Origin of the sequence: Crocosphaera watsonii WH 8501 (assembly GCF_000167195.1) — a bacterium.
Taxonomy (GTDB): domain Bacteria; phylum Cyanobacteriota; class Cyanobacteriia; order Cyanobacteriales; family Microcystaceae; genus Crocosphaera; species Crocosphaera watsonii.
On sequence record NZ_AADV02000021.1, the window covers coordinates 1 to 22,628 of the forward strand.

Here is a 22,628-nt window from a genome sequence, read left to right on the forward strand (position 1 = left end):
TTTCTTGGAGACAATCCTTTTTTTTTACTTCTTTATCACTCTTGTCTATTTCTCTTTTTACTATTTTTTTATTGATTTTGTTTATCAATTCTCCATCAATTCTTTTCCTAAAATGAACTAGCATTGAAGATTCCAGTGGTGGCTCTTGTTGATAACAATTTAAACCTATAAAGTATTGTAGATAAGGATTTTCTCTAATCTGTTCTATAGTTTCTCTATCACTTGTTCCTAATTTTTCCTTAATAATTAATGTCCCTAATGCCATTCTAAATAGTTTGGCTGGCGCACCTTTTTCTGCTGAAAAAAGTTTAGCATATTCTTCCTCAAAATCATCCCAAGGTATCAACTCTGCCATGATTACCCAACGATTATTGGGGGACAATTTGCCCTCGAAAGGTAATTCAAATTTTTCTGGGGGCGGTAAAGGTTGCTCCTCTTTTCGATACATTTGTTCTTGACCAACAACTGGGAGGTGTTTCTACCAATTATAGCGGTTTGTAGCCGACAAAGCTGATCTTTTTTGCGATCGCGAATATGGGTGTAACCTTTTAAAGAATAGGGTTTTGCTTTTATTCAGCAAACCCTAAATAGAATAATACCTGAGCTTTCTCCCTTAACTAATACTCTAAGCGAAACCCTCTTAACATTGGCAAATGTAACTTTTAACCCTACTTCAAATCTGTTATTACCTAATCCTAATATTAATCTTCAAAGATAGCAAAGTAGCTTAAATGAAATGAGAGAAAATGGAGAAACTCAATCTTTTAATTTAATTAGCCGTCTCAATGTAGCATTAATTGAATATAGTTTACAAGGTTTAGTTAAAACCCTCTCTGAAAGTATCGCCTTAGTAGAAGAATCTTCTACTGAAGTTATGATTAATCAGTCCCTTGATAACCAAAACCTTCAACAATTAAGTAATAACTAAAATAATTATGAATAGTAATATATATATTATAAAACTTGCCCTTGGTGCAGCCCTTGCTTTTGCCATTGGTAATGCAGTTCACACCAGAAATATGAACTATGTTCTCTATGGTTCTATTCTCTGTATTCATCCTATTGCAGGAGATACAATCAGTTATGTATTAGATAAACTTAAATCTGCTTTATTAGGTACATCATTTGGGATGATTGTTACTGTTGCTTTCCAAGGTAATTCTATTATTAGTTTACCCATGGGAGTTATTACCTTAGTTACAGCAGGATATTGGTTTAATTTACCCAAGCGTTTATTATCTTTTGCGGTTATTGTTACTATAATAGCCTTAAGCGGTTCTTACAGTAATGAACCCTTTGAATATATTGGCTTAAGATTTTGGAACATTTTCCTTGGTTCTATGGTAGGAATTATTGTTTATATTGCTTTCTGGCCAAATCGAGATGTAGAAAAGATCGATCCTGCTATGAGCAAAATTATAGCAAGCATTGGGCAACTATATCAGCAAATTATCGATGATTATAAACAAGGAAAGTTGATAGAAAATACTCAAGAGCGTAGGCAATCAATTAATGATATAACCAAGGAAATAAATGACATTGAATCTTTAATAGGAAATGCTGGAAGTGAAATTTTATTACCTTTTGTTGATGAAGCATTATATCAGCGTCGAAAAAGTCTAATTATTCATATTAAATCTCTTTTTCGTTTGGTATTAAATTTAGGACTTAATTTAGAAGGAGGAGACAACGATAATCTTCATTGGCGCATACAAACAGAACTAGATAATTTAATTACAGCGACTAATGTTACTTTTGAAACTGTGAGCAAAACCATCACACCTTCATCTTCTTTCCTGTTAGAAACTCCTCTAGATAACTTATCAGAATTAAATCAAGCTATCAGTAACCGCTTAACAGAAATTTCTGAGGAAGATATTGCCTCATCTACTATTAATCCTAGTGAGATTAAACGAATGTCTGCTGCTATTTATGGACTGAGGGCGATCGCATCAGAGTTACAAGAATTGACTCTTTGATTTATTTATCTTCATTAATAGCTCTCTCAAAACCATAAATAATTAAAGCTGCTAAAATAGCTAACCAAAACCATAACCGAGGAGGTTCACTTAAAACTGTGATTCCTAAAACAACGAATCCTGCGATTGTCCACCACTTAAACCACCATTTGATTCCCATTTTTCTCCTTTTATTAAAAATAAATTAATCAGATATTGTAGTTCATCTTACCATCCCTACTAATTTATCATAGTTAACCTATAAGAACTAATTTTTTTATGATATACTCAGGGGTATCAATTAATTTAGCACGACAAAAATTATTATTCTTGAGCAAAATCCGCAAATGTTTAAAAGTTTAAACTTATTAACCGTTACCAGTTTAATTGCTGTTATGGTTTGTCATTTAACAGGAGAATTTTCAAAATGACTAGAACAATCGTTGTTGGTGGTGGTTTTGTCGGACTTTTTACCGTTTTACATCTTTACCATCACAAATATCCCCAATCCCTGTTTTTCATAGATAATAAAGATCATTTTGTCTTTAACCCTTTGTTATTTGAACTAATGACAGGAGAAATGACACCTGATCAAGTTTGTCCCCTGTATCGGGAACTATTAAAAGGAAGTCCCATTACTTTTTTAGAAGATCAAGTGACTCAGATCGATTTACTAGAAAAAAAAGTTTATCTAGCTTCTGATATCCACTACGATTATGATAATTTAGTTCTCGCACTAGGAAGAAAAGCCGGATTTTTTCGGGTTGAAGGCGCACAGGAATATGCTTTTCCTTTTAAAACAAAAGAAGATGCTGAAACTTTACGTCAACATTTACAGCAATGTTTAAAAAAAGCAAGTCAAACGGAGGATGAAACCACCCGTAAAACTTTATTAACTTTTGCTATTGTGGGAGGGGTACCCACTGGAATTGAAATGGCCGGAACGTTAGGAGATTTATTGGCAAATTGGTATCAAAAACTAGATCAATCTGCTCAAGAAATCCGTATTTTAATTATTAATCGTCCCCAGGAATTGTTACAAGGAGATATTAATGTTCATTTACGAGAAGCGGTTAGTCAAGCTTTTGCTAAATCTTCTATTTCTATCGAATTAATTTTAGGGGCATCTGTCACTAAAGTTACCCCTGATAGCGTAACCTATGAACAGAATGGGCAGACTTTAACCATTGAGACTAACACTACCATTTGGTCTGCTGGAACCGCTACTAACCCTCTGATTGAAAACTTGGCTATCTCTCCTGAAAACCGCACCAAAAATGGCTCATTAAAGGTCTTACCTACCTTACAATTACCCGAATTTCCTGAAGTGTTTGCAGCCGGGGATTGTACTATGTTATCTTCAGATCCCCTCCCTGCTACGGCTCAAGTAGCCTATCAACAGGGAAAAGCGATCGCCCATAATCTCAACGCTATGATCAAAGGACATTCTCTCACCCCTGCTCAAGTAAAATTGCGGGGATCTATGATGAAATTGGGCATTGAGAAAAGTGTTGCTAATATATTTGATCGCTTTGAAGTCACAGGACATTCAGGACACCTGATTAGAGAGGGAACTTATTTACAATTACTTCCCACCCCCATCCATGATTTTAAGGTGACAACTAATTGGATTGTTGACGAAATTTTTCATCGTCACAGTCAATAGAATTTTTGCACAAAAAAGCCAATTTTTTTTATCTAAAACAGTAATATATGGAAAATTTATATCAAATATTAGCAATAATTGCAGCCTTTACCTTTATTTACAGTATCTTTGCAGGAGTGTTAGAATCCATTTCTATTTCCGATGCAATGGTATATGTAGTATTTGGGTTTTTATCGGGACAAAATGGGCTAAACATCTTACCATTAGATATTGAATCCGAGGGAGTTCGCTTACTGGCTGAATTAACCCTTGCTTTAGTCCTTTTTTCAGATGCTTCTGGTGCTGACTTAAAGATACTTAAAAGTAGCCTGAGTTTACCATCTCGCTTACTGTTAATCGGACTTCCTATTACCATTATTTTTGGGGTAGGTGTGGGTAAATTATTATTTCCTAATGTAAGTTGGCTGGAAGTAGGAATTTTAGCTACTATGTTAGCCCCGACAGATGCGGCCTTAGGAAAAGCGGTAGTTAGTAATCCGAAAGTTCCTGCTCAAATTCGGCAAGTTTTAAACGTAGAAAGTGGCTTAAACGATGGTATTTGTGTGCCTATCTTATTCGTTTTATTAGCTATTGTAATTCCTGGAAATATGGAAGGTAGTATATCCGACCTTGTGGTGCATTTATTTGTGGAAGAAATTGGTATTGGTGCTTTAGTAGGGGCAAGTATTGCAGTTTTAGGCGCACAATTAGGCAGTTTTGCTGTGAGAAAAAATTGGGTTACAAAAACATGGCGACAAATTTCTCTTCCTGCCATCGCATTTACTTGTTTTGCCACGGCACAAAGTTTAGGGGGAAGTGGTTTCATTGCTTCCTTTGTTGGTGGACTTTTCTTTGGCAGTATTATTAAAGTTTACAAAGATGAAATGATAGAAGTTTCTGAGGGAATTGGTAATGCGATGTCTTTAATAACTTGGGTAATTTTTGGAGTAACTGTTGTGGGGAAATATATGGGACAACTTACTTTGCCAATTATCTTGTATTCCATTTTAAGTTTAACAATAGTGCGTATTTTACCTGTCTTCTTATGTCTTTTCGGTGTTACTTTAGACCTTGAAAGTAAACTGTTTATGGGTTGGTTTGGTCCACGGGGACTGGCAAGTATTGTCTTTGCTGTTATTGTCCTTAATAGTAATTTACCCAGTGGTGATATCTTAACAACCACAGTTACTTGTACTGTTCTTTTAAGCATTATCGCCCATGGACTAACGGCCAATCCTTGGGCAAATCGTTATGGTTAGTAAAAAAATACTTATTGATTTTTCTCAATTTAAACCCCGTTTTTAGGGACGGGGTTTGCTGGAAAACTATTCCCCCGGACTCACTTTATCAATAACTTCTGTAGTGCCATCTGCTTTCACTGTCCAAACATCGTAACTACCGACAACGTCTCCATTTTCGTCAATATCAACGTTACCACTAACCCCTTGATAGTTGATGTCTTCCCCATTTCTAATTAAGGCGATCGCTTCACAGGGATCACTTACTTCTGTTCCTGGGGCGTTGGCCACTTCTCTGATTTTACTTTGTATACCTTCCCCAGTATTGGCTTTAGCAGCTTCAGCAGCCAACATTAACAATACTGTTGCGTCCCAACTATGGGGAACAAAAGCGGTGACATCCTTACCTGTCTTCTCGTTCCATTTGCTGGTAAAAGCTTCTAACGCTTCACCATCAGCACCCGGAACCGTTCCTAATGCTCCTTCTAAGATAAACGTACCATCGGGAGTTTTGCCCACCTGTTCCACAAAGTCCTGAGAATAAACCCCATCGGTCAATAAAACCGTAACTCCTTCGCTTAAACCTTGTTTATAGGCTGCTTGTAATAAAATACTTCCTGTTTCTGGGTAAAGAACCCCTGCCACTGCATCGGGTTTATCGGCAAACGCTGCGGCTGCTTCACTATCGAGGGTAGCAGCTTTGGGATCGTAACGGACGGGTTTATCTTTAGAGAGAATTTTGCCCCCTGACTTCTCAAACGCCCCCACAAACTGCTGCTCAAAGGCTACCCCATAGTCATTATTAATAGCAACGGTGGAAACATTGTTAAAGCCTTGTTTTTTGGCCAATGCTGCTAATGCTTGGGCCTGATAGGTATCTGGAGGGGCGGTTCTCGCCCAATAGCCGTTAAAATCACCATTTTTAGCCTGATCGGTGAATACAGGGCTGGTGCTTCCTGGAGAGATTAACATAACTTTGTTTTGCGCTGCAATGCCCACAGCAGCCCCAGAAACGCTACTACCAAAGGCCCCCACTACACCAGCAACACGGTCAACTTCTGCTAGTTTGGTCATAGCTGCACCACCAGCAGCCGGATCGGTTTGACTATCTTCGGTAACTAGGGTAACAGGTTCACCGTTCACTCCCTCACAAGCATTAATCTCTTCTACGGCTAGTTTAACGGCTTCTGGCATATTTGCACCGATGGACGCTAGATCCCCTGTAACCGGTAGTAAAGCCCCTATTTTTAGCCCATTTCCACTGGCTGTGGGTGCGTTCCCGTCGGGGGTAGTTCCGGTGTCGGTGGGGGTTGTATTATTACAACCGGCTAAGAGACTACTACTAAAGGCAAGGGCTAAACCCCAAGCTAGGGGGGACTTGAGACGATATTTGTTTAAAAATGAGTTCATATTCTGCGATCGCTAGATAATTGATCATCTTAAATTGACCTTAATTTTAACCGAATGTTGCCAGTTTTCAATTGAGTGAGTGTGGGGAGTGTGGGGAGTGTGGGAAGTATTGACATTTCCAACTGTTGCGCAATAGAAACAAAGTCAAACATCTTCTTCTTCATCTCCAACTGTTGCGCAGACGTAGATAGTTCAACCCTTGTTTATTCTGCTGCTACTACTTCTACCCCTGAACCTACTACGGTTTTCGGGTTATTATTAATGGGTGGAGTCGGTTTATTATCCAAACGCCAAAAGCAAGGCAAATAAATCGTCAATAATGAGAAGATAATAATATTTTGTAGGGGTTTAACACTGTTAAACCCTTATCTTATTTGGTTGAGTCGAGGGAAGCTATTACGCTTCGCCCCTCTCATTTAGATCCGGACGTGCGACTTTCACCGCATCCGGCTCCCGACAAACTAGACTTTTTCAGTCTTGCCCATGTGGATGTGCTGGTGACAGCTATGGTGGACTGCCATTAAATTTTTTGGTTTCCAGTTATCGTGGTTTCCATCTATGTGATGGAGGTGTACCCTCTCATCATCTGTAAACTTCAGTCCACAATATCCACATGAATGGTCTTGTCTTTTCAGACATTTAGAGGTTGCTCCGTCGTAGAGTTTGCTGTTACGCTTACTCCAGTAAACCGTGTCCCCATCGTATGGAGACTTGTTACTTTTGACGTTGACGTGACGATTCTTACTGTAAGGTACTGCTGGAAAAGCCTTCTTGATAAGTTCTGTTGCCGTATATCGGTTCAGTTTCTTTTCTTTGTTGAAGACTTTGAATGCTCTGTGTACAGTTCCCCAAAGGGAGAAGCGAGAGCCGTCCATTTTACAATACCTATGGTAGTTTCGCCATCCTCTGACTAGGGGGGCTAACTTAGTAGCTTTAATCCTAGCCCCATAATTCGAGCAGTTGACGATATCCTTAACTTTCTGACGGAATGCTTTGTAATTGTCCTCTGATGGGACGCAACTAAATTTCCCGTTGGTTTGTACTTTAAAGTGCCAACCTAGAAAATCAAATCCATCTGTCGCTTTGACAAGCTTGGTCTTTCTTTCGCTTACTTTCAGTCCTCTGGTTGCTAAAAATTCCGGTATATCCTTAAGTATCTTGTTTTCATCGTCTTTTGATTTTAAAATGAGAACCATATCATCCGCATAACGGATGGAGTTATGAAGATTCTCTATACCATCTAGAGCGATGTTAGCTAGTAGAGGACTCACCACCCCCCCTTGGGGGGTTCCTTGTTCTGGAAATTCTGGGTTGACACCTGCTTTTAGGCATCTCCATATCCCATTCTTAATTGTCTGGGGGGCTATTACCCTTTCCATAATTGAGATGTGGTTAATCCTGTCAAAACACTTTTCTATGTCTAACTCAAGTATTCTTTTGTTTACTCCGTTACATCTGGAGTTTAGGTTGTTAAATAGAATCTTTTGAGCGTCATGTGCCGAGCGTCCAGGTCTAAACCCGTAGCTTCTGGCGTGAAATAGTGCTTCATGTGCAGGTTCTAGGGCGTATTTAACGAGGCATTGCCATGCTCTGTCTGCCATAGTTGGAACCTTGAGCATTCGGGTGGTTCCATCTTTCTTGGGGATGGGGATTTCTCTTAGCTTGGAGTGTTTCCATTCGTTTGCTGTGAGCAACCTTTCTGCCAAGGCGAACCGTTGTTTGAAGTTGAGGGATTTGACTCCATCTATTCCTGCGGTTTTCTTACCAGTGTTTAGCTGTGATACTTGTCGGACTGCGAGTAGTCTAGCTGCAAAGGACTTCAGAATAAGTTTCTGTAAGTTCCTAGTGCAGCTTAGCAAAAATAATCTACCAGTCACTTATGATATTTAAAGCCCTTAAATTTCCAAACGAACGGCTTAGCAAAATGTTGATTAAAGTAATCAATAAAATTGAGAATTTTTTGGGATAGTTCTTTAGTTGAACGGACAGTAATTCTTTTGAGTAAACGCCGGACTAAGATCGAAAACCAACACTCAATTTGATTAAGCCACGATGTATGTTTGGGAATATAAACAAAGCGAATTCGATGAGATTCATCTGATAAAAAATCTGCTCTGCTGTCCATAGATTGCAAAATCCCCTCCTTTCCTTTTCTCCCCAAATCAATAGTAATTCCACAGCTTTCTGCTACTAATTTGACTAAGCTTTCCGATTTATGAGTGTTGAGTTGATCTACAATAAAAATCCATTCTGCTTTTTCATCAATCTTAATCGTTCTCTGGATATGTTCAGAAAAATCTTGTTCTGTTCTTGTCGGTCCAATAGAGGGACTAACAACTTTTCCTCTTGCCACATCCCAGTTCGCAATCAAGCTTAAAGTTCCGTGTCTTTCATATTCAAATTCGATTTTTTCTACTTGTTTAGGCTTGATTCTTTTGTTCGGAAATAATCTCTCAAGAGCTTGAATCCCTGTCATTTCATCTGTACTAATTAAATGAATTCCTTGTTCTAACAAAGTTTTAGCTTCTTGATGAAGTTCACAGATATATTTGACTTGCTTTTTAAATTTTAAGGGATCATCAATTTTGGCATTTAACCAGTAACGAACGAGATGTGGTTGTAATGTCGCTTCTTTTTAAAAAACGCCCCACACTACGGGGGGAAATCTTTTCGACAATTCCTCTTTTTATGGCTTCATCCGCCAACTCTGAAGGTGTCCAATGGCTCACTGGTCTGTCTGATTTTTCACATTCTTCACAAGCGATCGCTACAATCTGGACTACTTGTTCGACCGTAAAGGATTTTGTTGTTCCAGGTCTTGGGCGATCGCTTAAAATTCCTTTGATCAAGACCATTAATGCTTTCTCCGTTACCTGTTGTTCTTCGGCGGCACTCAGTTTTTCTCTCTCCTCAAACCATCGCGATCGCCACTGACGCACTTGTACTCGGTCTAATTCTAATCTTCGACTAATCGAACTATTGCTCTCTCCTGATGCTGCGGCTAAGATTAGCTTGGCTCGTCTAACAAGGCGATAGGGGTTTGTTGTCCCTCTCACTATTTGTTGGAGTACTGTTTTCTGTAGGTTGGAGAGGTTAATTGGCAATGCTTTTATCATGGACATCAACTTCGAGATTCTTCCGTTAGTTTCATTGAAACACATTGTCGTGGCTAGTCACGAAAGTTTCTGTAAAAATCTGGTGGATTACTTTCGCTAAGCTGCACTAGGGACATAGCAGCCCCATTTTGTTCTTTCACCGCAGCTAAATAACCGAAATAAGTCCACTGGATCGCTTGTTGACTATTGACGGCCGGGTTGCCTAAGTCAAACCCATAACTTGCACCCATGCTTTTCAGTTTTTTCAGGGCTTTGATTTGTTCTGAGATTTCTTCTCGTAAGCGGATCAAGTCCTCATCCATCACATCGTATTCCAGGGAAGATAACTGTTTTTGTTTATCTTTGATGAGAAAATCCACACCGTACAAAGCTATACGACGATAATCCCCAATAATCCGGCCTCGTCCATAAGCATCGGGTAAACCGGTAATAATCCCAGAGTGGCGGGCTTTACGCATTTCGCTGGTATAAGCATCAAAAACACCGTCATTGTGGGTTTTCCGATATTCGGTAAATGTTGTATGGGTTTGGGGATCGATAGTATATCCGTAAGCTTCTAATGATTTTTCGACAACCCGAATGCCACCAAAGGGCATAATTGCACGTTTGAAGGGTTGATCGGTTTGCAGGCCGACAATTTTTTCTAAGTCTTGATTAATATAACCGGCACCATAGGCGGTAATACTAGAAGGAATTTTAGTTTCTGCGTCTAATACCCCTTTTTCTCTTTCTTGTACCATTAAGGATTTTACTTCATTCCAAAGGGTATCCGTTGCCGGGGTTACTGTTTCTAGAAATGATTCATCTCCTTGATAGGGGGTGTAATTTTTTTGAATAAAGTCTCTAACGTTAACTTCTTTAACCCATTCTCCCTGTTTAAATCCTTGCCATGCTTCTTGTGTTGAGGTGAGTTGACTTTTTAATGTAGAAACGTTTCTTTGCAGATCAAGATTACTAACCATATATATATCACCAAGTGTTGTCCGTTGCTTTACACTTGCCTCCTTAACTCTATTTTATCCCGTTTAATTAAGATTTTTGTCTGCTTAACTTATCTTTAATATACCGCATCAATAACTTTCTTGCGAAGGTCATAACTATTGCAAAAACAGGCGATCCCCGTTAACATACATTAAGTACATAATCACTGTACCCTAATTCATAAATTCTAAAGAATCATTTAAAAACTTTTTACCACAAAATAATTAGAATATGTTTGAATTAAAGCTGGTTTAAAAATTGACTACCAATGGCAACTCAGTAAAGATAAATATATATTTATTTATTGTGACCACAAGAAACAAAATTTAATTAATATTGAATTAACCAAAATGCTTCATCTCTAATATATAAAGGGTTACTATTAGCAGGAGGTGCAATCATTTTAACTTCTTTCATTAAAGAATTATGTTCAACTTTCCAATTCTGATAATCAGCAGATTCGTCCTTTTCTTGTTCAGGACAACTATAAGTTACTTTTTTAATTTGTTGATCATCAATTTCAAAAAAACGTCCACAATCTTGTGGTAAAATCATGATGACTAGCAAACGATTTTCTTGTTTAGGATATAATGTAACTGTACTCGGTTGTTTAACTCCATTTGCTACTCTTCCCCAAAATTGAGCCGTTGCTGCATAGCTTTTTTGTCTAGGTTGTGGATTAACAATTGCTATTGTATTTGAGGGGAAAAATTTATTTTTAACTTTTGATAATTCAGAAGTATTAAATAATAGTAATAAACTCATTAATAAATTTATATTTGTATTCATAGTATTAATCAAATTAGGCTTTTTAGTATCTTTAGGGTAGCTAATGTTAACTAAAAGTGGTAATTTTTAGCTAATAACCTATTATAAACATTTTACCCCAAAAATTTTGTAACCTTCAGCTTATTGGATCTTAGTTCCGACAATAAATTTTAATTTTAGTGAAGATTTATCATCAATCACACAAAAATATGTTAACCTAACCTTAGAAAACATCAAAGATATATTATCAATAAACTAAATTAATTATTCATGATAATCGAGAATGTAGAGCTTTTTTTATTTGAATTACCCTTCATCAAAAGTTATCAAACCAGCTATGGTGAAATGAATCAAAAAAGAAGTATTATAGTTAAACTATCTACTTCTGATTTATCGGGTTATGGTGAAGCATCAACCTTACCATTTCCTTTCTATTTACCCGAATATACTGATGCTTCCTATATTGTCTTAAAAGATTTAATTATACCTAAAATTATTGGTAAAACCATCAATCATCCCAGTGAAATTTATAAATTTTTAGATCATATAAAAGGTTATAAATTTGCCAAAACTTCAGTAGAAACAGCAGCATGGGATTTATATTCACAACAGATTAAAACACCTATTTTGCAACTCTTAGGAGGTAAAAATAAAGAGATTGAAATAGGTGGAGCAGTGGGTATTACTCAAGATAAAAATAAACTCTTAGAAGAAATTAGTTTAAAAATTGAACAAGGTTATAAAAGAATTAAACTAAAAATTAAACCAGGGTGGGACATTAAACCCTTAGAAATAATTAGAAATAACTTTCCTGATGTTCCTTTACTCGCTGATGCAAACTCTGCTTATACTTTACAAGATATAGACTTATTAAAAGCCTTAGACAATGTAAATTTAATGATGATAGAACAGCCTTTAGGTTGGGATGACATTATTGATCATGGAGAACTTCAAAAGCAAATTAAAACCCCTATTTGTCTCGATGAAAGTATTTTATCCTTAGAAGATACTCGCAAAGCGATTAAACTAAATGCTTGTAAAATTATTAATCTTAAACCTGGAAGAGTTGGAGGACTAACAGAAGCAAAAAAAATACACGATTTGTGTCAAAAACATAATATTGGAGTGTGGTGTGGAGGAATGTTAGAATGTTCCATAGGGGCATTTTTTACCCTTTCTCTTGCTACTTTAGACAACTTTATTTATCCCGCTGCCTTAAATACTAATGACTATATTGATGACATTGTTACTTATAAATGTCTTGCAGAAAATGGAAAAGTAAACGCTCCTAATTTTTTAAGTGACTTTGGGGTAAATGAAGATAAATTGAGACACTATACAATTTTATCAAAGACAATGACAATGAGATAGTCTCAGTAACTCATAAATTAAATATAGCAATCACCGAATGATTTATGAGAAACTCAAGATCCCCCCTTTAGTTCCCCCCTTACAAAGGGGGGTTGGGGGGTAGTGGGGGGATCAGTTTCAACATTAATTCTCACAACTGATAACTGGTTAGTATATAAAAATTGGATACTCCTATTTATTCCCTGACTTCTAGTACATAAATAACCTGTTTAAACAAAAACAAAAATGAATAACTTTCCGTATAAATTAACTTAAGTTTTAGACGTTCAAAAAGATTTTGCCATTCTTCATCAGTTCGATTATTATGAGGATGTTCTGAGAATTCAAAATTGACCAAACTATCAACAGCATAAGTTAAATATTGTTAGAGCTTATTGTCGTAAATATCCTCGATGATCATAATTTTGTGACCGACTTTTTTAGCTTCGCAGATAACAGAAACCACATCTACGGTATGATGGAGAACTGTAAGCAGTAAAACACTAGAGAAAGCTTTATCTTCAAAGGGAATTTTTTGACCATCATAAACAATGGGTTTAACCTTAGAAAAGAGACTAAAATTTTGGATATCCAGGGGAACAATAGTAAATCCTTGTTGCTGAAAATAATCAGTAATTGTTCCTAAACCACTACCTAACTCTAAGATTAAATCTTGATGGTTTAACCAAGATTCTAATCGCTTAAATTTCTGACGAGTATCCCATTGCCAAAGCGGAAGCATTAACCGAGCTAACCAAGGGGATTGTTTAATAATTTCTAGTCCCATTTTCTCCGATAAATGAAAATTAAGAACCATGACCACTCGTTACTAAAAATATCATAACCTTGATCTGCTCAGATAATCTAAAGTTTTGCGAACAACCATAGACAAAATTACCTCAGTATCAGATGATATAACTATCCAGTTATATAGCAATGGTTATGGTTAAGACTCCTGTTAAACCCGATCAACTGAAACCAGGAAAGAAAGCACCTGATAAAGAAACTCTCCTCACTCCTCGTTTTTACATAACAGACTTTGAAGCTGCGGCCAACCTATCTTTAACAGAGCAGGAAACCGAGTTAAATGCGATGTTGACGGAAATGCGTAACGACTACAACCGTCATCATTTTATGCGGGATGAAGAGTTTAAAACCGGTAACTGGGATCATTTAGATGAAACCACAAGAGAGGGATTCATTGAGTATTTAGAAAGGTCTTGTATTTCTGAATTTTCTGGCTTTTTACTCTTCAAAGAATTGTCTAGAAAACTCAAAGGCCGTAACCCTATTTTATCTGAAATGTTCCAGTTAATGGCCAGAGATGAAGCTCGTCATGCAGGGTTTTTAAACAAGGCGATGGCTGACTTTAACCTATCTTTGGACTTAGGAAGAGTTACGAAAACTCGTACTTATACCTTTTTCCCTTTAGAATGGGTTATTTACACCGTTTATCTTTCTGAAAAAATTGGTTACTGGCGTTATATCATCATCTTTCATCACTTAGAGAAACATCCAGAAAAACAGTTTTATCCCATTTTCAAAAAATTTGAAAACTGGTGTCAAGATGAGAACCGTCACGGTGATATTTTTACGGCTTTATTGCGTTCTCAACCCAAACTTTGGGACACTTGGAAAGCTCGTCTATGGAGTCGCTTTTTCCTCTTATCTGTCTTTGCAACCCATACTTTAACTGTTCATGAAAGAGCTAGTTTTTATGAGTCTTTAGGGTTAAATGCAACGGAATTTGATAAAGAAGTCATCAAGAAAACCAATGAAACCTCAGCTAGAACCTTTCCTAGTGTCTTAGATGTGGATCACCCTGACTTTTATCCTGGTTTACAACGGTGTTCTCAACGTAATTTGAAGATGAAAGAAATTGGAGAAACTAAAGCACCTAAATTCTGGAAAACTTTGCGTAAAATACCTTTAATTGCTGGTATTGTAGTAGAGTTATTCCGTATCTATTTAATCAAACCCATTGATGCTGAAGCTCTAAGGGGAATGGTTAAATAGACTTAACTCTATGGTGACCTAAAAAAGTCTTGAAAGCTTGTGATGTGCAAGCTTTCTTTTTTTTTGCTATATTAGTGGGTATAAGCTCCAATATTCTGTTTGTTCCCTGTTCCCTAACCTTTTGGACTGCTCAGGAAAGATACAACTTGAAAAATTAAGTCAGATTAAATCTGGGCGGTTTTTAGAGCGTAAATTTTCTTCTTACCGATTTATTCCCTACTAAGATAATAATGTTAACCTAAAAGTGTTTATATTCACTTCATATTATTTTATGTTGAAAAACTGGCTTTGACCGTAACTGGTGCAACTTTAATGACCACGTTTGTTGATGTTAATTCTGTTCAAAGGATGAATTTAATTCGCAATGGTAGTTTTGAATCATCCAGTCTAAATCCGGGTAGGGGTTTTATTAGTTTAGGTACTGGATCAACTGCAATTAATAACTGGACTACAACAGGCCCCATTGACTATATTGGTGGATTATGGCAAGCTTCTGATGGTGGCCGTAGTTTAGATTTAAACTCATCCTCAACGGGTGGAATTTCACAAACCTTTGACACGATTGTTGGTCAAAACTATACAGTCACCTTTGATTTAGCAGCACATCCAGATCGAAGGGGTTCTATTAACAAATCAATGAGAGTATCAGCAGCAGGAGACTCAGAGGTTTTTACTTTTAATAGAACTGGTAAATCTACCTTAAACATGGGATGGGAAACTAACACCTGGATGTTTAGCGCAACAGGTTCAAGCACTACACTTTCATTTATCAGTAATATTGGTGGTCCTTATGGCCCAACGTTAGATAATGTTTCTGTAACTACTGTTCCCGAACCTTTAACAATTTTAGGGGCCGGAATGGCAGTGGCTTTTGGAACAGGATTCAAAAAAACATTGAGTAAAATTAAGAAAAAATCCGACCTATAAATACTCACACAAACCATTTATTATAATCACAGGGGTTAACTATAGTTAACCCTTTAACTTTGATTCCGAGGGACTCCAAATCTCACCAACTTACTTTTCCTTCTAACTTTTTCATCTTACTTTCTCCAATTCCTTTTACTCTTGTTAAGTCTTCTAAAGAGGAAAATGGTTGAGCCTCACGAGCCTCAATAATTCTTTCTGCCAGGGATTCCCCAATTCCTGGTAATGTTTCTAGTTCTCCTAAACTAGCTGTATTTAGATTAATAATTTTTATGACATTTTCTTCTGTTTTTAGGGTTGATAAGCTAGGACATTTTTTAATATTTTCTTGAATTTTGTTATTAATATATTCAGGAATTCCTAAAGTAGAATTATTATATAATCTCTCAAATTCTTGCTGATAATGCCTTGTAATAAGAGGATTTTTGATTACTAATAAAGTTTCATCATTTTGATGATTAGCCGAAGCTGACCAATTATGAGAACCTGTAATAATAATATTATCATCAATAACAGCAAATTTATGATGTAATTTATCTCCTTGAGGAAGGTTCGCAACTCCAACCGTCTTAATATTTTCTTTCCAGGGTTTATTCTCTCTTTCATACTGACAATTATTACTCAAAGCAATACCTAACATATCTAAACCTTCACTGTAATAACGAAAAATAAAGTCTGGATCGATTAATGTTTTAATACTTATATTTTGATTATTTTTCTTTTCTAAAGTGTTAGCTATTTTTTGATCACTAAAAACAAACAAAGCTAAGTTAATCGAAGTTTGAGCTTTATTTAATATGCTACCAATAAATCCATTAGTGCTTAGTTGCCAATCTTCTTTTGGGGAATTAGGAGAAAATTTAACCGTAACTTCTGATTCTCCTATTCTTAGAGTTTTTGGCCATCTCTTTAACTTATTAATCCCAAATAGACTATCTTTTTTCCCACCTTTACCATCTCCCCACATCAAATTAAATTCTTCAGTAAAAAGTTGAGCTAATTCTGATCATTCAATTTTTAATAAATTATTAGCATTTCCTCTGGTTTCCTCATTATTAAAATCTCCATGAATCCCACTTAAAGTAAAATTAGCTGAACTGACAATAATAAATTTTTTGTCAATAACAATAAATTTATGGTGCATCAAACCTGTTCCTTTTGAACCATCTTCTGTATCATCAATAAGAGAAATATTGTCTTTATTTAAAATAGTTAAAATATCTCTTTCTTCAAGTTCTTTCTTACTCAATATCTGGTCATTATTGAGATCAATAAAATTAATATACTGCTCATATCTCTGTCTTTCTCTGGGTTCTATATTACTAATTATTTGGGAAGAAACATTAGTAAGAGTACGGTTATAAGTATTTTCTAAAATAATTCTAACTTCAATGCCTTTTTCTGCTTGTTTAACCAAAGCTTTAGCAATATTAGGAAGGCGAAACTCTTGCACAGCAATATCAATAGTTGATTGAGCAGAATTTATGCTATTAATAATAATATTTTCTAAATTGTCTCCAGGACGATCAATATTACGATAAGGATCACTATAATCAGCACCTTTAGCTTGATTTAGGTTAAAATATACTTTAATTAAAGGATCTTGAGGAAGAGGGGGCGAGCGCTGGATTTCGGGACTATGATCACAAGCCACTAATCCCCAAAATATCCATAACAATAAGCCAACAAATTGCCAACCCTTCTGATAAAATTTTTCCATAAGAGACAATTTTCCTTACTAGGTTTAAAACCAAAACTGTTAAACTAATTATATGAATAAAGAAGTTGTCTGTCTCTTATGGGATAATAAAATTAACACTAACTGAAAAACTGAGAACTCAAGCCAAAACTGAATTAATTATCAACTATGGATTTATTGCGATCGCTACCCATCGGACTCTATTTAGAAAACCCCTTTACTTGGTTACACAGACTCGATCCCAGAGTTAAATTAGCCTGGTTATTATCCTTTCTATTAGCCCCGATTTTATCCACCCCAGAATGGCGATTAGTTTTGGTAGGATTATTAATGATTCTCACCTTAATTTCCCAAATTCCTTTAAGGGTTTGGAAACAACAAACGGGTTGGTTATTAATTCTCACCCTCTTGATACTTATTATTACTACCTTATCCCCTGATGGGTTAGCGGTTTCTTCTCAACCGAGACTACCTGAAAGTGATTTATCCTTGCCTCAGCCTGGGGATTATAGCTATGTTTTAGTAGATAAGGGTAGATTATTTATTACCCGTCGTTCTCTCGAATTGGGTATAAGGATTAGTACGTTAATTTTTATTTTAATTTATAGCATTAATTTATATTTATTAACCACTGCACCGGAAGAAATTACAGCAGGTTTAGATGAGTTATTCTCTCCTTTACGTCGCTTCAAAATCCCTATCACAGAAATTTTATTAACCTTAACCTTATCTTTGCGCTTTATTGCATTAGTGCTAGAAGAAATCCAAAATTTAATGAGATCCATTCGGACTCGGGCAATTAATTGGAAAAAATTAGGCATAAAAAAAAGCTTACAAGTTTGGTTAGTGGTGGTAGAAAAACTATTTGAAAATCTACTAATGAGGGCCGAAGAAATTGCGATCGCTATGGAAGTTAGGGGCTTTATTAGTCCTAACAAACACCAAGTAGAATGGCATCAATTACGTTTAATAAGAGGAGATTGGTTAGCATTAGGACTATTGATAGTTTTTTGGTATGGACGATTAATGTGGGGAAATAGTTGACAATCCGTCCGCATCCATTACATTATGAATTCTAAGAAGTGGTCAGAAAATCGGCTTAATAATCGCTTAATAATCAAAAGAACAATCATTTTCATTATATAATGATGATTATTATTTTTACGAACCAGTTCTGCACTACAGGTTATGAGTTCTACTACTGAATATCTCTCCTTACTCCATCGCCCTCGTCGCCTCCGTCGTACCCCATCCTTACGATCTTTAGTGCGAGAAACCCAATTAACGGTTAACGATCTGATCTATCCCGTGTTTGTCATGGAAGGAGAAAACCAACAAGAAGAAATCCCTTCCATGCCGGGAATTTATCGCTACACCCTCGATTTACTGCTCAAAGAAATAGCCGATGCTGCTAACTTAGGAATCAAGGCGATCGCACTTTTTCCCCTCATTGCTACGGACAAGAAAGATAACGCCGGAACAGAAAGTTATAACCCTGATGGTTTAGTACAGCGTACTATAAAAGCCATTAAACAAGAAATTCCTGAAGTTATTGTCATTACTGATGTAGCACTTGATCCTTTTTCTAGCTATGGTCATGATGGCATAGTTAAAGACGGCGAAATTCTCAACGACGAAACAGTAGAAGTATTAGTCAAACAAGCAGTCTCCCAAGCAGAAGCAGGAGCAGACATGGTAGCCCCTTCTGATATGATGGATGGTAGAATAGGGGCAATTCGTCAAGGTTTAGATGCTGCTGGTTATTTTGATGTAGGAATCCTCGCTTATTCAGCAAAATATGCCTCAGCGTATTATGGACCTTTCCGCGATGCTTTAGAATCTGCCCCTCAATTTGGTGATAAACAAACCTATCAAATGAACCCTGCTAATAGTCGAGAAGCCATCAAAGAAGTAGCTTTGGATATTGCTGAAGGTGCAGATATCGTTATGGTTAAACCAGCTTTAGCTTATCTCGATATTATTTGTCGCATCAAAGAATATACCAACTTACCTGTTGCTGCTTATAACGTCAGTGGTGAATATGCAATGGTTAAAGCTGCTGCACAAAAAGGTTGGATTGATGAAAAGAAAGTCATTTTGGAAACCCTTACCAGTATGAAACGGGCAGGGGCAGACTTAATTTTGACTTATTTTGCTAAACAAGTCGCTTTGATGTTGCAGTAGTTAAATTGAATCAATCAAAGGTGATTAGATGAGATTTTTATTATACTTTATAGAACAGAGTAACTATCAAAAATTTTATCAATGTCTACTTTGATTGAAAGTTTACTTCACCAGAATGAAGGCACTGCACTTGATTTCAAAAAGGAGCAATATCCTTTTCAAAGAGCAACAGATGAACAAAAATCCGAACTTCTCAAAGATATTCTAGCTTTTGCTAATTCATGGCGACAAGATGACGCTTATATTGTTATAGGTGTAGAAGAAGTTGTCGGGGGTCGACATATTCCTGTAGGTACAGAAGATCATTTGACTGATTCTCGACTTCAACAATTTATAAATGGCAAAACTAATCGTGAGGTAAAATTAGCTTATGAAGTTCATACTTTTGAAGATAAGAAAATTGGCGTAATTCGCATTCCCAAACAAGAACGTCCTATTTACGCTACTAGAGACTATGGTAAAGTCAGAAAAAGGGCTGTCTACTATCGTCTAGAAAGTTCTACAAAAATTGCCAATCCTGATGATATTGCACGCATGGGTAGAGATTTTATACAAAACACTGTGACTCCCGTAATTGATTTACAGTTTGCCGATCTACAAAATCGTCAGCATTTGGGAAATTGTATTGAAATATCGTCTATTTATTATGATAAGCCACAATTTTCTCTTGAAGATTACACACAGAAAGAAATAGTTAATATTGGTGGTCACTCTATCAAAAAATCAACAACACAACCAGTTAATTATCGTTATTGGCGAGAGAAGGAAGAATATATTAGACTAACCAATTTATTCAAACCAGTAGCATTTGTTGTTCATAACCAAAGTAATATTCTTGCAGAAAATGTAAGAATTGAGTTAATTAATAATTTTGCTGATACCATTAGTATTTTAGATGTATTACCATCAAAACCATCAACTTCTTGGATTGAGAACCTTGTGGATTCTGAACTTATTGATCTTAAATTTATTAGGCAACAAAAATCACCTATAGATATTACATATCATGGTAACGATTGGACACTAAATGTGAACTTTGGCAATATACAACCAAAATCATGTGTCTGGTTAAGTGAACATTTTTTCTTGGGTTCGATGGAACTAGAAAAGTTTGAAACCGAAATTTACATATACGCAGATAATCTTTCCGAACCACAGAAAGTAAATATGAGTATCGATTTTACTGTAGAGAATAGACCTACTCTTACTATTGACGATTTAGATAATATGCCACCATTTGATGATTAATGTAATATGAAAATAAATAATAGAGGGAGGTTTTTACTCAAAGAATTATCAATTTATGTTTGGTCTAAATTTTTAATAGTGATAAAAACTGGCTTACTTAACTTGATGTTCAGAACGAAGTTCCTCGATCGCATCATTTAACCTGTCTGCATTATTTTTACTAGATAATAGATGGAAAGTTGCTTCGTAAGCTTTAAAATCATCTAAGCTCATTACTACTACCGAGGGTGCATTTTGCCTAGTAACGATTAACGGAGCGCGATCTACTTCAATTTTGTCGAGATATCCAGCCAGCTTTTGCCTAAATTCTGTATAAGTAACAGTATCCATAGTTGAGTAGTTGCTGTGTGTACATATCATTGTAGATATAGTGAACTGGATTTAGCAATAGAAGGTAATGGACGATCGCTTTAGTTTAAATTCTCCAACAATACTCTTCTGATTTTTAGATATAATGATAATCGTTATCAAAAATTCTCGTTATGATTATTGCTGTTGCTAGTCCCCCAGGTGCGGGCAAAACTCACTGGATTCATCAACAAATAGCCCAAAAAAATGAACCTGTAGGCTATTTCAGCCCCCAAACCGATTCTATACCTATTGATGCAATTTATCTCCAAAGTGAATACCCTCAATTGAAGCTTTATCAGACAGGAGAAGAAGCAGCATCAACTGATACTATCACTTATATTGAAATTCCCTGGTATTTGGATTTAGCAGGAATTGAACCTTTACTACAAACTGTTAATTCTCATCGAGTGGCTATCATTCCAGATGATACAGACAGTACAGAATTAAAGAGTTGGGCAGATGAAATTATTCCCACAACTAACATCACTAACCCAACCACAGCTTTACAGATTCATCGGGGGGTTTTGACAGGAGAAATCTTAGATTTTGATAGTTTAGCTACTTTTTGGCTGGAACTTACCCAAGGTGCTTATGGTGAGGTAGTTCGGGCCAAGGGAATTTTTGATTTAGCAGACGGACAAAGTTATTATGGTGACTTTACATCGGGGAAACCGGAAATAGAATTGAAACCCTTAAATTTACCCCGTTGGTTAGATGGTAGGCCAGATCGTTTTAGTGGTTTTGAAATAGTGGGTAGTAATTTAGATAAAGCTGAAATTGTTCAGACTGTGCGAGATTGCTGCATTCCCGAAGACGCTATTAATTATTATCAACAACAAGTAAAAGAATCTTTAGCAAGTCAATTAGAGGCAGTATGAAAATAGCAGTAATATCCGATATTCATGGTAACTATGAAGCTTTAGATGCAGTGTTACTAGATATTGACCAACAAAAAGCGGAAAAGATTTATTGTCTTGGGGATTTAGTGGGTTATGGTCCTTTTCCCAATGCTGTTACCGCACAAATTCGTTCGTTAGATATTCCCACTGTACAGGGTTGTTGGGATGAAGATATTGTCGAAGGACTCACCTCCTGTGAATGTAGTTATCCTTCTCTGTTAGCAGAAAAAAGAGGTGTCATCGCCCACGAATGGACAAATAAGCACGTCCATCCAGAAGTTCTGGAATATTTAGCCCAACTCCCCCATACTTATAAGGAAGGTAATCTCTGTTTCGCACATGGTAGTCCTCATAGCAACCACGAATATTTGTTACCGGAAATGGACGCTTTTACTGCTTTAGAAAGAGTCCTTGCTAGTGATGCAGAGATATTATTTTGCGGACATACCCATGTTCCCTATGTTCGCACCCTAGATGCTGGACAATTACAGGTAAGCGTTCATCAACCTAATAAAAAGGAACAACCTACTGTTAGTTTTAATACTCCCCTGAAACGTATTATCAATGTTGGTTCGGTTGGGGAACCCCGTCATGGCCGTCCTAATGCTACCTATGTTATCTATGATACGGAGACACAAGGGGTAGACTTACGAGAAGTGGAGTATGATTATCAAATAACCTGCAAAGCTATTTTAGATGCTGGTTTGCCCCCGATTTTTGCTTGGCGTTTGGCTAGAGGTTTAGAATTTGCCGAAAAAGCTGACGATCCAACTCATGTTTGTGAACGTTAATAATTGGACTTTGGATAAAAAACAATTGTTAGCGTAATTTTTACGCT

General features: G+C 36.4%; 24 protein-coding genes and 1 pseudogene. 13 read left to right on the forward strand and 12 right to left on the reverse strand.

Annotation, left to right across the window (positions count from 1 at the left end):
• A partial coding sequence (locus CWATDRAFT_RS14370) for an IS5 family transposase (RefSeq protein WP_069202804.1) occupies window positions 1-448 on the reverse strand: 448 nt, incomplete at its 3' end.
• A 288-nt stretch (window positions 449-736) separates the two neighbouring features.
• Here CWATDRAFT_RS14370 and CWATDRAFT_RS14375 point away from each other — a divergent pair.
• Entirely contained in the window at window positions 737-928 is a 192-nt protein-coding gene (locus tag CWATDRAFT_RS14375; RefSeq protein WP_042711542.1) for a hypothetical protein, read from the forward strand.
• Between the two features lie 7 nt (window positions 929-935).
• Window positions 936-1,979: an aromatic acid exporter family protein gene (locus CWATDRAFT_RS14380; protein ID WP_007305699.1), complete on the forward strand. Its 1,044-nt coding sequence runs from the start codon at window positions 936-938 to the stop codon at window positions 1,977-1,979.
• A 1-nt stretch (window position 1,980) separates the two neighbouring features.
• Here CWATDRAFT_RS14380 and CWATDRAFT_RS38575 read toward each other — a convergent pair whose 3' ends face one another.
• Window positions 1,981-2,139 (reverse strand): hypothetical protein, encoded by a 159-nt coding sequence (locus CWATDRAFT_RS38575; RefSeq protein WP_007311388.1) that lies wholly within the window; start codon window positions 2,137-2,139, stop codon window positions 1,981-1,983.
• Window positions 2,140-2,385: 246 nt separating this feature from the next.
• Here CWATDRAFT_RS38575 and CWATDRAFT_RS14390 point away from each other — a divergent pair, with 246 nt between their 5' ends.
• Both CWATDRAFT_RS14390 and CWATDRAFT_RS14395 read left to right on the forward strand, forming a co-directional pair.
• A complete protein-coding gene (locus CWATDRAFT_RS14390) occupies window positions 2,386-3,624 on the forward strand; it encodes an NAD(P)/FAD-dependent oxidoreductase (protein WP_007305700.1) in 1,239 nt (412 codons plus the stop codon).
• Between the two features lie 47 nt (window positions 3,625-3,671).
• Entirely contained in the window at window positions 3,672-4,862 is a 1,191-nt protein-coding gene (locus CWATDRAFT_RS14395) for a cation:proton antiporter (RefSeq protein WP_007305701.1), read from the forward strand.
• A gap of 66 nt (window positions 4,863-4,928) precedes the next feature.
• Here CWATDRAFT_RS14395 and CWATDRAFT_RS14400 read toward each other — a convergent pair whose 3' ends face one another.
• A complete protein-coding gene (locus tag CWATDRAFT_RS14400) occupies window positions 4,929-6,251 on the reverse strand; it encodes an ABC transporter substrate-binding protein (RefSeq protein ID WP_007305728.1) in 1,323 nt (440 codons plus the stop codon).
• Between the two features lie 99 nt (window positions 6,252-6,350).
• On the opposite strand from CWATDRAFT_RS14400, the gene CWATDRAFT_RS41780 reads away from it, so the two are divergent.
• The gene (locus tag CWATDRAFT_RS41780; RefSeq protein ID WP_157134089.1) at window positions 6,351-6,560 is read left to right on the forward strand and encodes a PEP-CTERM sorting domain-containing protein; all 210 of its coding nucleotides are present in this window, start codon (window positions 6,351-6,353) and stop codon (window positions 6,558-6,560) included.
• A 152-nt stretch (window positions 6,561-6,712) separates the two neighbouring features.
• On the opposite strand, the gene CWATDRAFT_RS14405 is transcribed toward CWATDRAFT_RS41780, so the two are convergent.
• The 5 genes from CWATDRAFT_RS14405 to CWATDRAFT_RS14425 form a co-directional block, all read right to left on the reverse strand.
• Window positions 6,713-8,128 carry a group II intron reverse transcriptase gene (locus tag CWATDRAFT_RS14405; RefSeq protein ID WP_007305727.1) on the reverse strand — a complete coding sequence of 472 codons (1,416 nt, stop codon included), beginning with the start codon at window positions 8,126-8,128 and terminating at the stop codon, window positions 6,713-6,715.
• Entirely contained in the window at window positions 8,125-8,766 is a 642-nt protein-coding gene (locus tag CWATDRAFT_RS14410) for a transposase (RefSeq protein WP_007305726.1), read from the reverse strand. Before CWATDRAFT_RS14410 ends, CWATDRAFT_RS14405 begins: the two co-directional genes overlap by 4 nt.
• Before the next feature lie 64 nt (window positions 8,767-8,830).
• Window positions 8,831-9,412, reverse strand: a complete 582-nt coding sequence (locus tag CWATDRAFT_RS14415; RefSeq protein ID WP_007303150.1) for a helix-turn-helix domain-containing protein — start codon at window positions 9,410-9,412, stop codon at window positions 8,831-8,833.
• A gap of 8 nt (window positions 9,413-9,420) precedes the next feature.
• A complete protein-coding gene (locus CWATDRAFT_RS14420) occupies window positions 9,421-10,329 on the reverse strand; it encodes a pyruvate formate lyase family protein (RefSeq protein ID WP_007305725.1) in 909 nt (302 codons plus the stop codon).
• A gap of 349 nt (window positions 10,330-10,678) precedes the next feature.
• Window positions 10,679-11,113 (reverse strand): hypothetical protein, encoded by a 435-nt coding sequence (locus CWATDRAFT_RS14425; RefSeq protein ID WP_232287106.1) that lies wholly within the window; start codon window positions 11,111-11,113, stop codon window positions 10,679-10,681.
• A gap of 273 nt (window positions 11,114-11,386) precedes the next feature.
• Here CWATDRAFT_RS14425 and menC point away from each other — a divergent pair, with 273 nt between their 5' ends.
• Window positions 11,387-12,487 carry an o-succinylbenzoate synthase gene (menC, locus tag CWATDRAFT_RS14430; protein ID WP_007305702.1) on the forward strand — a complete coding sequence of 367 codons (1,101 nt, stop codon included), beginning with the start codon at window positions 11,387-11,389 and terminating at the stop codon, window positions 12,485-12,487.
• A 175-nt stretch (window positions 12,488-12,662) separates the two neighbouring features.
• Here the strand turns inward: menC and CWATDRAFT_RS37275 are convergent, their stop codons facing one another.
• Both CWATDRAFT_RS37275 and CWATDRAFT_RS14435 read right to left on the reverse strand, forming a co-directional pair.
• Entirely contained in the window at window positions 12,663-12,824 is a 162-nt protein-coding gene (locus tag CWATDRAFT_RS37275; protein ID WP_157134090.1) for a hypothetical protein, read from the reverse strand.
• A gap of 27 nt (window positions 12,825-12,851) precedes the next feature.
• A complete protein-coding gene (locus CWATDRAFT_RS14435; RefSeq protein ID WP_007305723.1) occupies window positions 12,852-13,283 on the reverse strand; it encodes a methyltransferase domain-containing protein in 432 nt (143 codons plus the stop codon).
• Window positions 13,284-13,408: 125 nt separating this feature from the next.
• Between CWATDRAFT_RS14435 and acsF the strand changes: the two genes are divergently transcribed.
• Window positions 13,409-14,482 (forward strand): magnesium-protoporphyrin IX monomethyl ester (oxidative) cyclase, encoded by a 1,074-nt coding sequence (gene acsF / locus CWATDRAFT_RS14440; RefSeq protein WP_007310941.1) that lies wholly within the window; start codon window positions 13,409-13,411, stop codon window positions 14,480-14,482.
• 312 nt (window positions 14,483-14,794) lie between these two features.
• A complete protein-coding gene (locus CWATDRAFT_RS14445; protein ID WP_007305704.1) occupies window positions 14,795-15,409 on the forward strand; it encodes a choice-of-anchor C family protein in 615 nt (204 codons plus the stop codon).
• 82 nt (window positions 15,410-15,491) lie between these two features.
• On the opposite strand, the pseudogene CWATDRAFT_RS41785 reads toward CWATDRAFT_RS14445, so the two are convergent.
• Window positions 15,492-17,129 (reverse strand): annotated as a pseudogene (locus CWATDRAFT_RS41785) (DUF655 domain-containing protein).
• A gap of 147 nt (window positions 17,130-17,276) precedes the next feature.
• Here CWATDRAFT_RS41785 and CWATDRAFT_RS14455 point away from each other — a divergent pair.
• From CWATDRAFT_RS14455 to CWATDRAFT_RS14465, 3 genes are all read left to right on the forward strand, one after another.
• A complete protein-coding gene (locus tag CWATDRAFT_RS14455) occupies window positions 17,277-18,152 on the forward strand; it encodes an energy-coupling factor transporter transmembrane component T family protein (RefSeq protein ID WP_007305705.1) in 876 nt (291 codons plus the stop codon).
• Between the two features lie 144 nt (window positions 18,153-18,296).
• On the forward strand, window positions 18,297-19,292 hold the full coding sequence (gene hemB / locus CWATDRAFT_RS14460) for a porphobilinogen synthase (RefSeq protein ID WP_007305706.1): 996 nt from the start codon (window positions 18,297-18,299) through the stop codon (window positions 19,290-19,292).
• Between the two features lie 81 nt (window positions 19,293-19,373).
• A complete protein-coding gene (locus tag CWATDRAFT_RS14465; protein WP_007305707.1) occupies window positions 19,374-20,540 on the forward strand; it encodes an AlbA family DNA-binding domain-containing protein in 1,167 nt (388 codons plus the stop codon).
• 93 nt (window positions 20,541-20,633) lie between these two features.
• Here the strand turns inward: CWATDRAFT_RS14465 and CWATDRAFT_RS14470 are convergent, their stop codons facing one another.
• Window positions 20,634-20,900, reverse strand: coding sequence for a type II toxin-antitoxin system Phd/YefM family antitoxin (locus tag CWATDRAFT_RS14470; protein ID WP_326997418.1), 267 nt, complete (start codon window positions 20,898-20,900; stop codon window positions 20,634-20,636).
• Window positions 20,901-21,022: 122 nt separating this feature from the next.
• On the opposite strand from CWATDRAFT_RS14470, the gene CWATDRAFT_RS14475 reads away from it, so the two are divergent.
• Complete coding sequence (locus tag CWATDRAFT_RS14475) at window positions 21,023-21,769, forward strand: CobW C-terminal domain-containing protein (RefSeq protein WP_007305708.1); 747 nt, start codon at window positions 21,023-21,025, stop codon at window positions 21,767-21,769.
• Window positions 21,766-22,581, forward strand: coding sequence for a metallophosphoesterase family protein (locus CWATDRAFT_RS14480; RefSeq protein ID WP_007305709.1), 816 nt, complete (start codon window positions 21,766-21,768; stop codon window positions 22,579-22,581). Before CWATDRAFT_RS14475 ends, CWATDRAFT_RS14480 begins: the two co-directional genes overlap by 4 nt.
• Window positions 22,582-22,628 lie beyond the last annotated feature (47 nt).

Bases quoted from the DNA above. Each gene is read 5' to 3' on its own strand.
- CWATDRAFT_RS14390 (WP_007305700.1), top strand. From the start codon at position 2,386: ATGACTAGAACAATCGTTGTTGGTGGTGGTTTTGTCGGACTTTTTACC.
- CWATDRAFT_RS14445 (WP_007305704.1), top strand. From the start codon at position 14,795: ATGACCACGTTTGTTGATGTTAATTCTGTTCAAAGGATGAATTTAATT.
- CWATDRAFT_RS14470 (WP_326997418.1), bottom strand. From the start codon at position 20,900: ATGATATGTACACACAGCAACTACTCAACTATGGATACTGTTACTTAT.
- menC (WP_007305702.1), top strand. From the start codon at position 11,387: ATGATAATCGAGAATGTAGAGCTTTTTTTATTTGAATTACCCTTCATC.
- CWATDRAFT_RS14435 (WP_007305723.1), bottom strand. From the start codon at position 13,283: ATGGTTCTTAATTTTCATTTATCGGAGAAAATGGGACTAGAAATTATT.
- CWATDRAFT_RS14420 (WP_007305725.1), bottom strand. From the start codon at position 10,329: ATGGTTAGTAATCTTGATCTGCAAAGAAACGTTTCTACATTAAAAAGT.
- acsF (WP_007310941.1), top strand. From the start codon at position 13,409: ATGGTTAAGACTCCTGTTAAACCCGATCAACTGAAACCAGGAAAGAAA.
- CWATDRAFT_RS14475 (WP_007305708.1), top strand. From the start codon at position 21,023: ATGATTATTGCTGTTGCTAGTCCCCCAGGTGCGGGCAAAACTCACTGG.
- CWATDRAFT_RS14415 (WP_007303150.1), bottom strand. From the start codon at position 9,412: ATGTGTTTCAATGAAACTAACGGAAGAATCTCGAAGTTGATGTCCATG.
- CWATDRAFT_RS14465 (WP_007305707.1), top strand. From the start codon at position 19,374: ATGTCTACTTTGATTGAAAGTTTACTTCACCAGAATGAAGGCACTGCA.
- CWATDRAFT_RS14400 (WP_007305728.1), bottom strand. From the start codon at position 6,251: ATGAACTCATTTTTAAACAAATATCGTCTCAAGTCCCCCCTAGCTTGG.
- CWATDRAFT_RS14375 (WP_042711542.1), top strand. From the start codon at position 737: ATGAGAGAAAATGGAGAAACTCAATCTTTTAATTTAATTAGCCGTCTC.
- CWATDRAFT_RS14480 (WP_007305709.1), top strand. From the start codon at position 21,766: ATGAAAATAGCAGTAATATCCGATATTCATGGTAACTATGAAGCTTTA.
- CWATDRAFT_RS14395 (WP_007305701.1), top strand. From the start codon at position 3,672: ATGGAAAATTTATATCAAATATTAGCAATAATTGCAGCCTTTACCTTT.
- CWATDRAFT_RS38575 (WP_007311388.1), bottom strand. From the start codon at position 2,139: ATGGGAATCAAATGGTGGTTTAAGTGGTGGACAATCGCAGGATTCGTT.
- CWATDRAFT_RS14455 (WP_007305705.1), top strand. From the start codon at position 17,277: ATGGATTTATTGCGATCGCTACCCATCGGACTCTATTTAGAAAACCCC.
- hemB (WP_007305706.1), top strand. From the start codon at position 18,297: ATGAGTTCTACTACTGAATATCTCTCCTTACTCCATCGCCCTCGTCGC.
- CWATDRAFT_RS14380 (WP_007305699.1), top strand. From the start codon at position 936: ATGAATAGTAATATATATATTATAAAACTTGCCCTTGGTGCAGCCCTT.
- CWATDRAFT_RS14425 (WP_232287106.1), bottom strand. From the start codon at position 11,113: ATGAGTTTATTACTATTATTTAATACTTCTGAATTATCAAAAGTTAAA.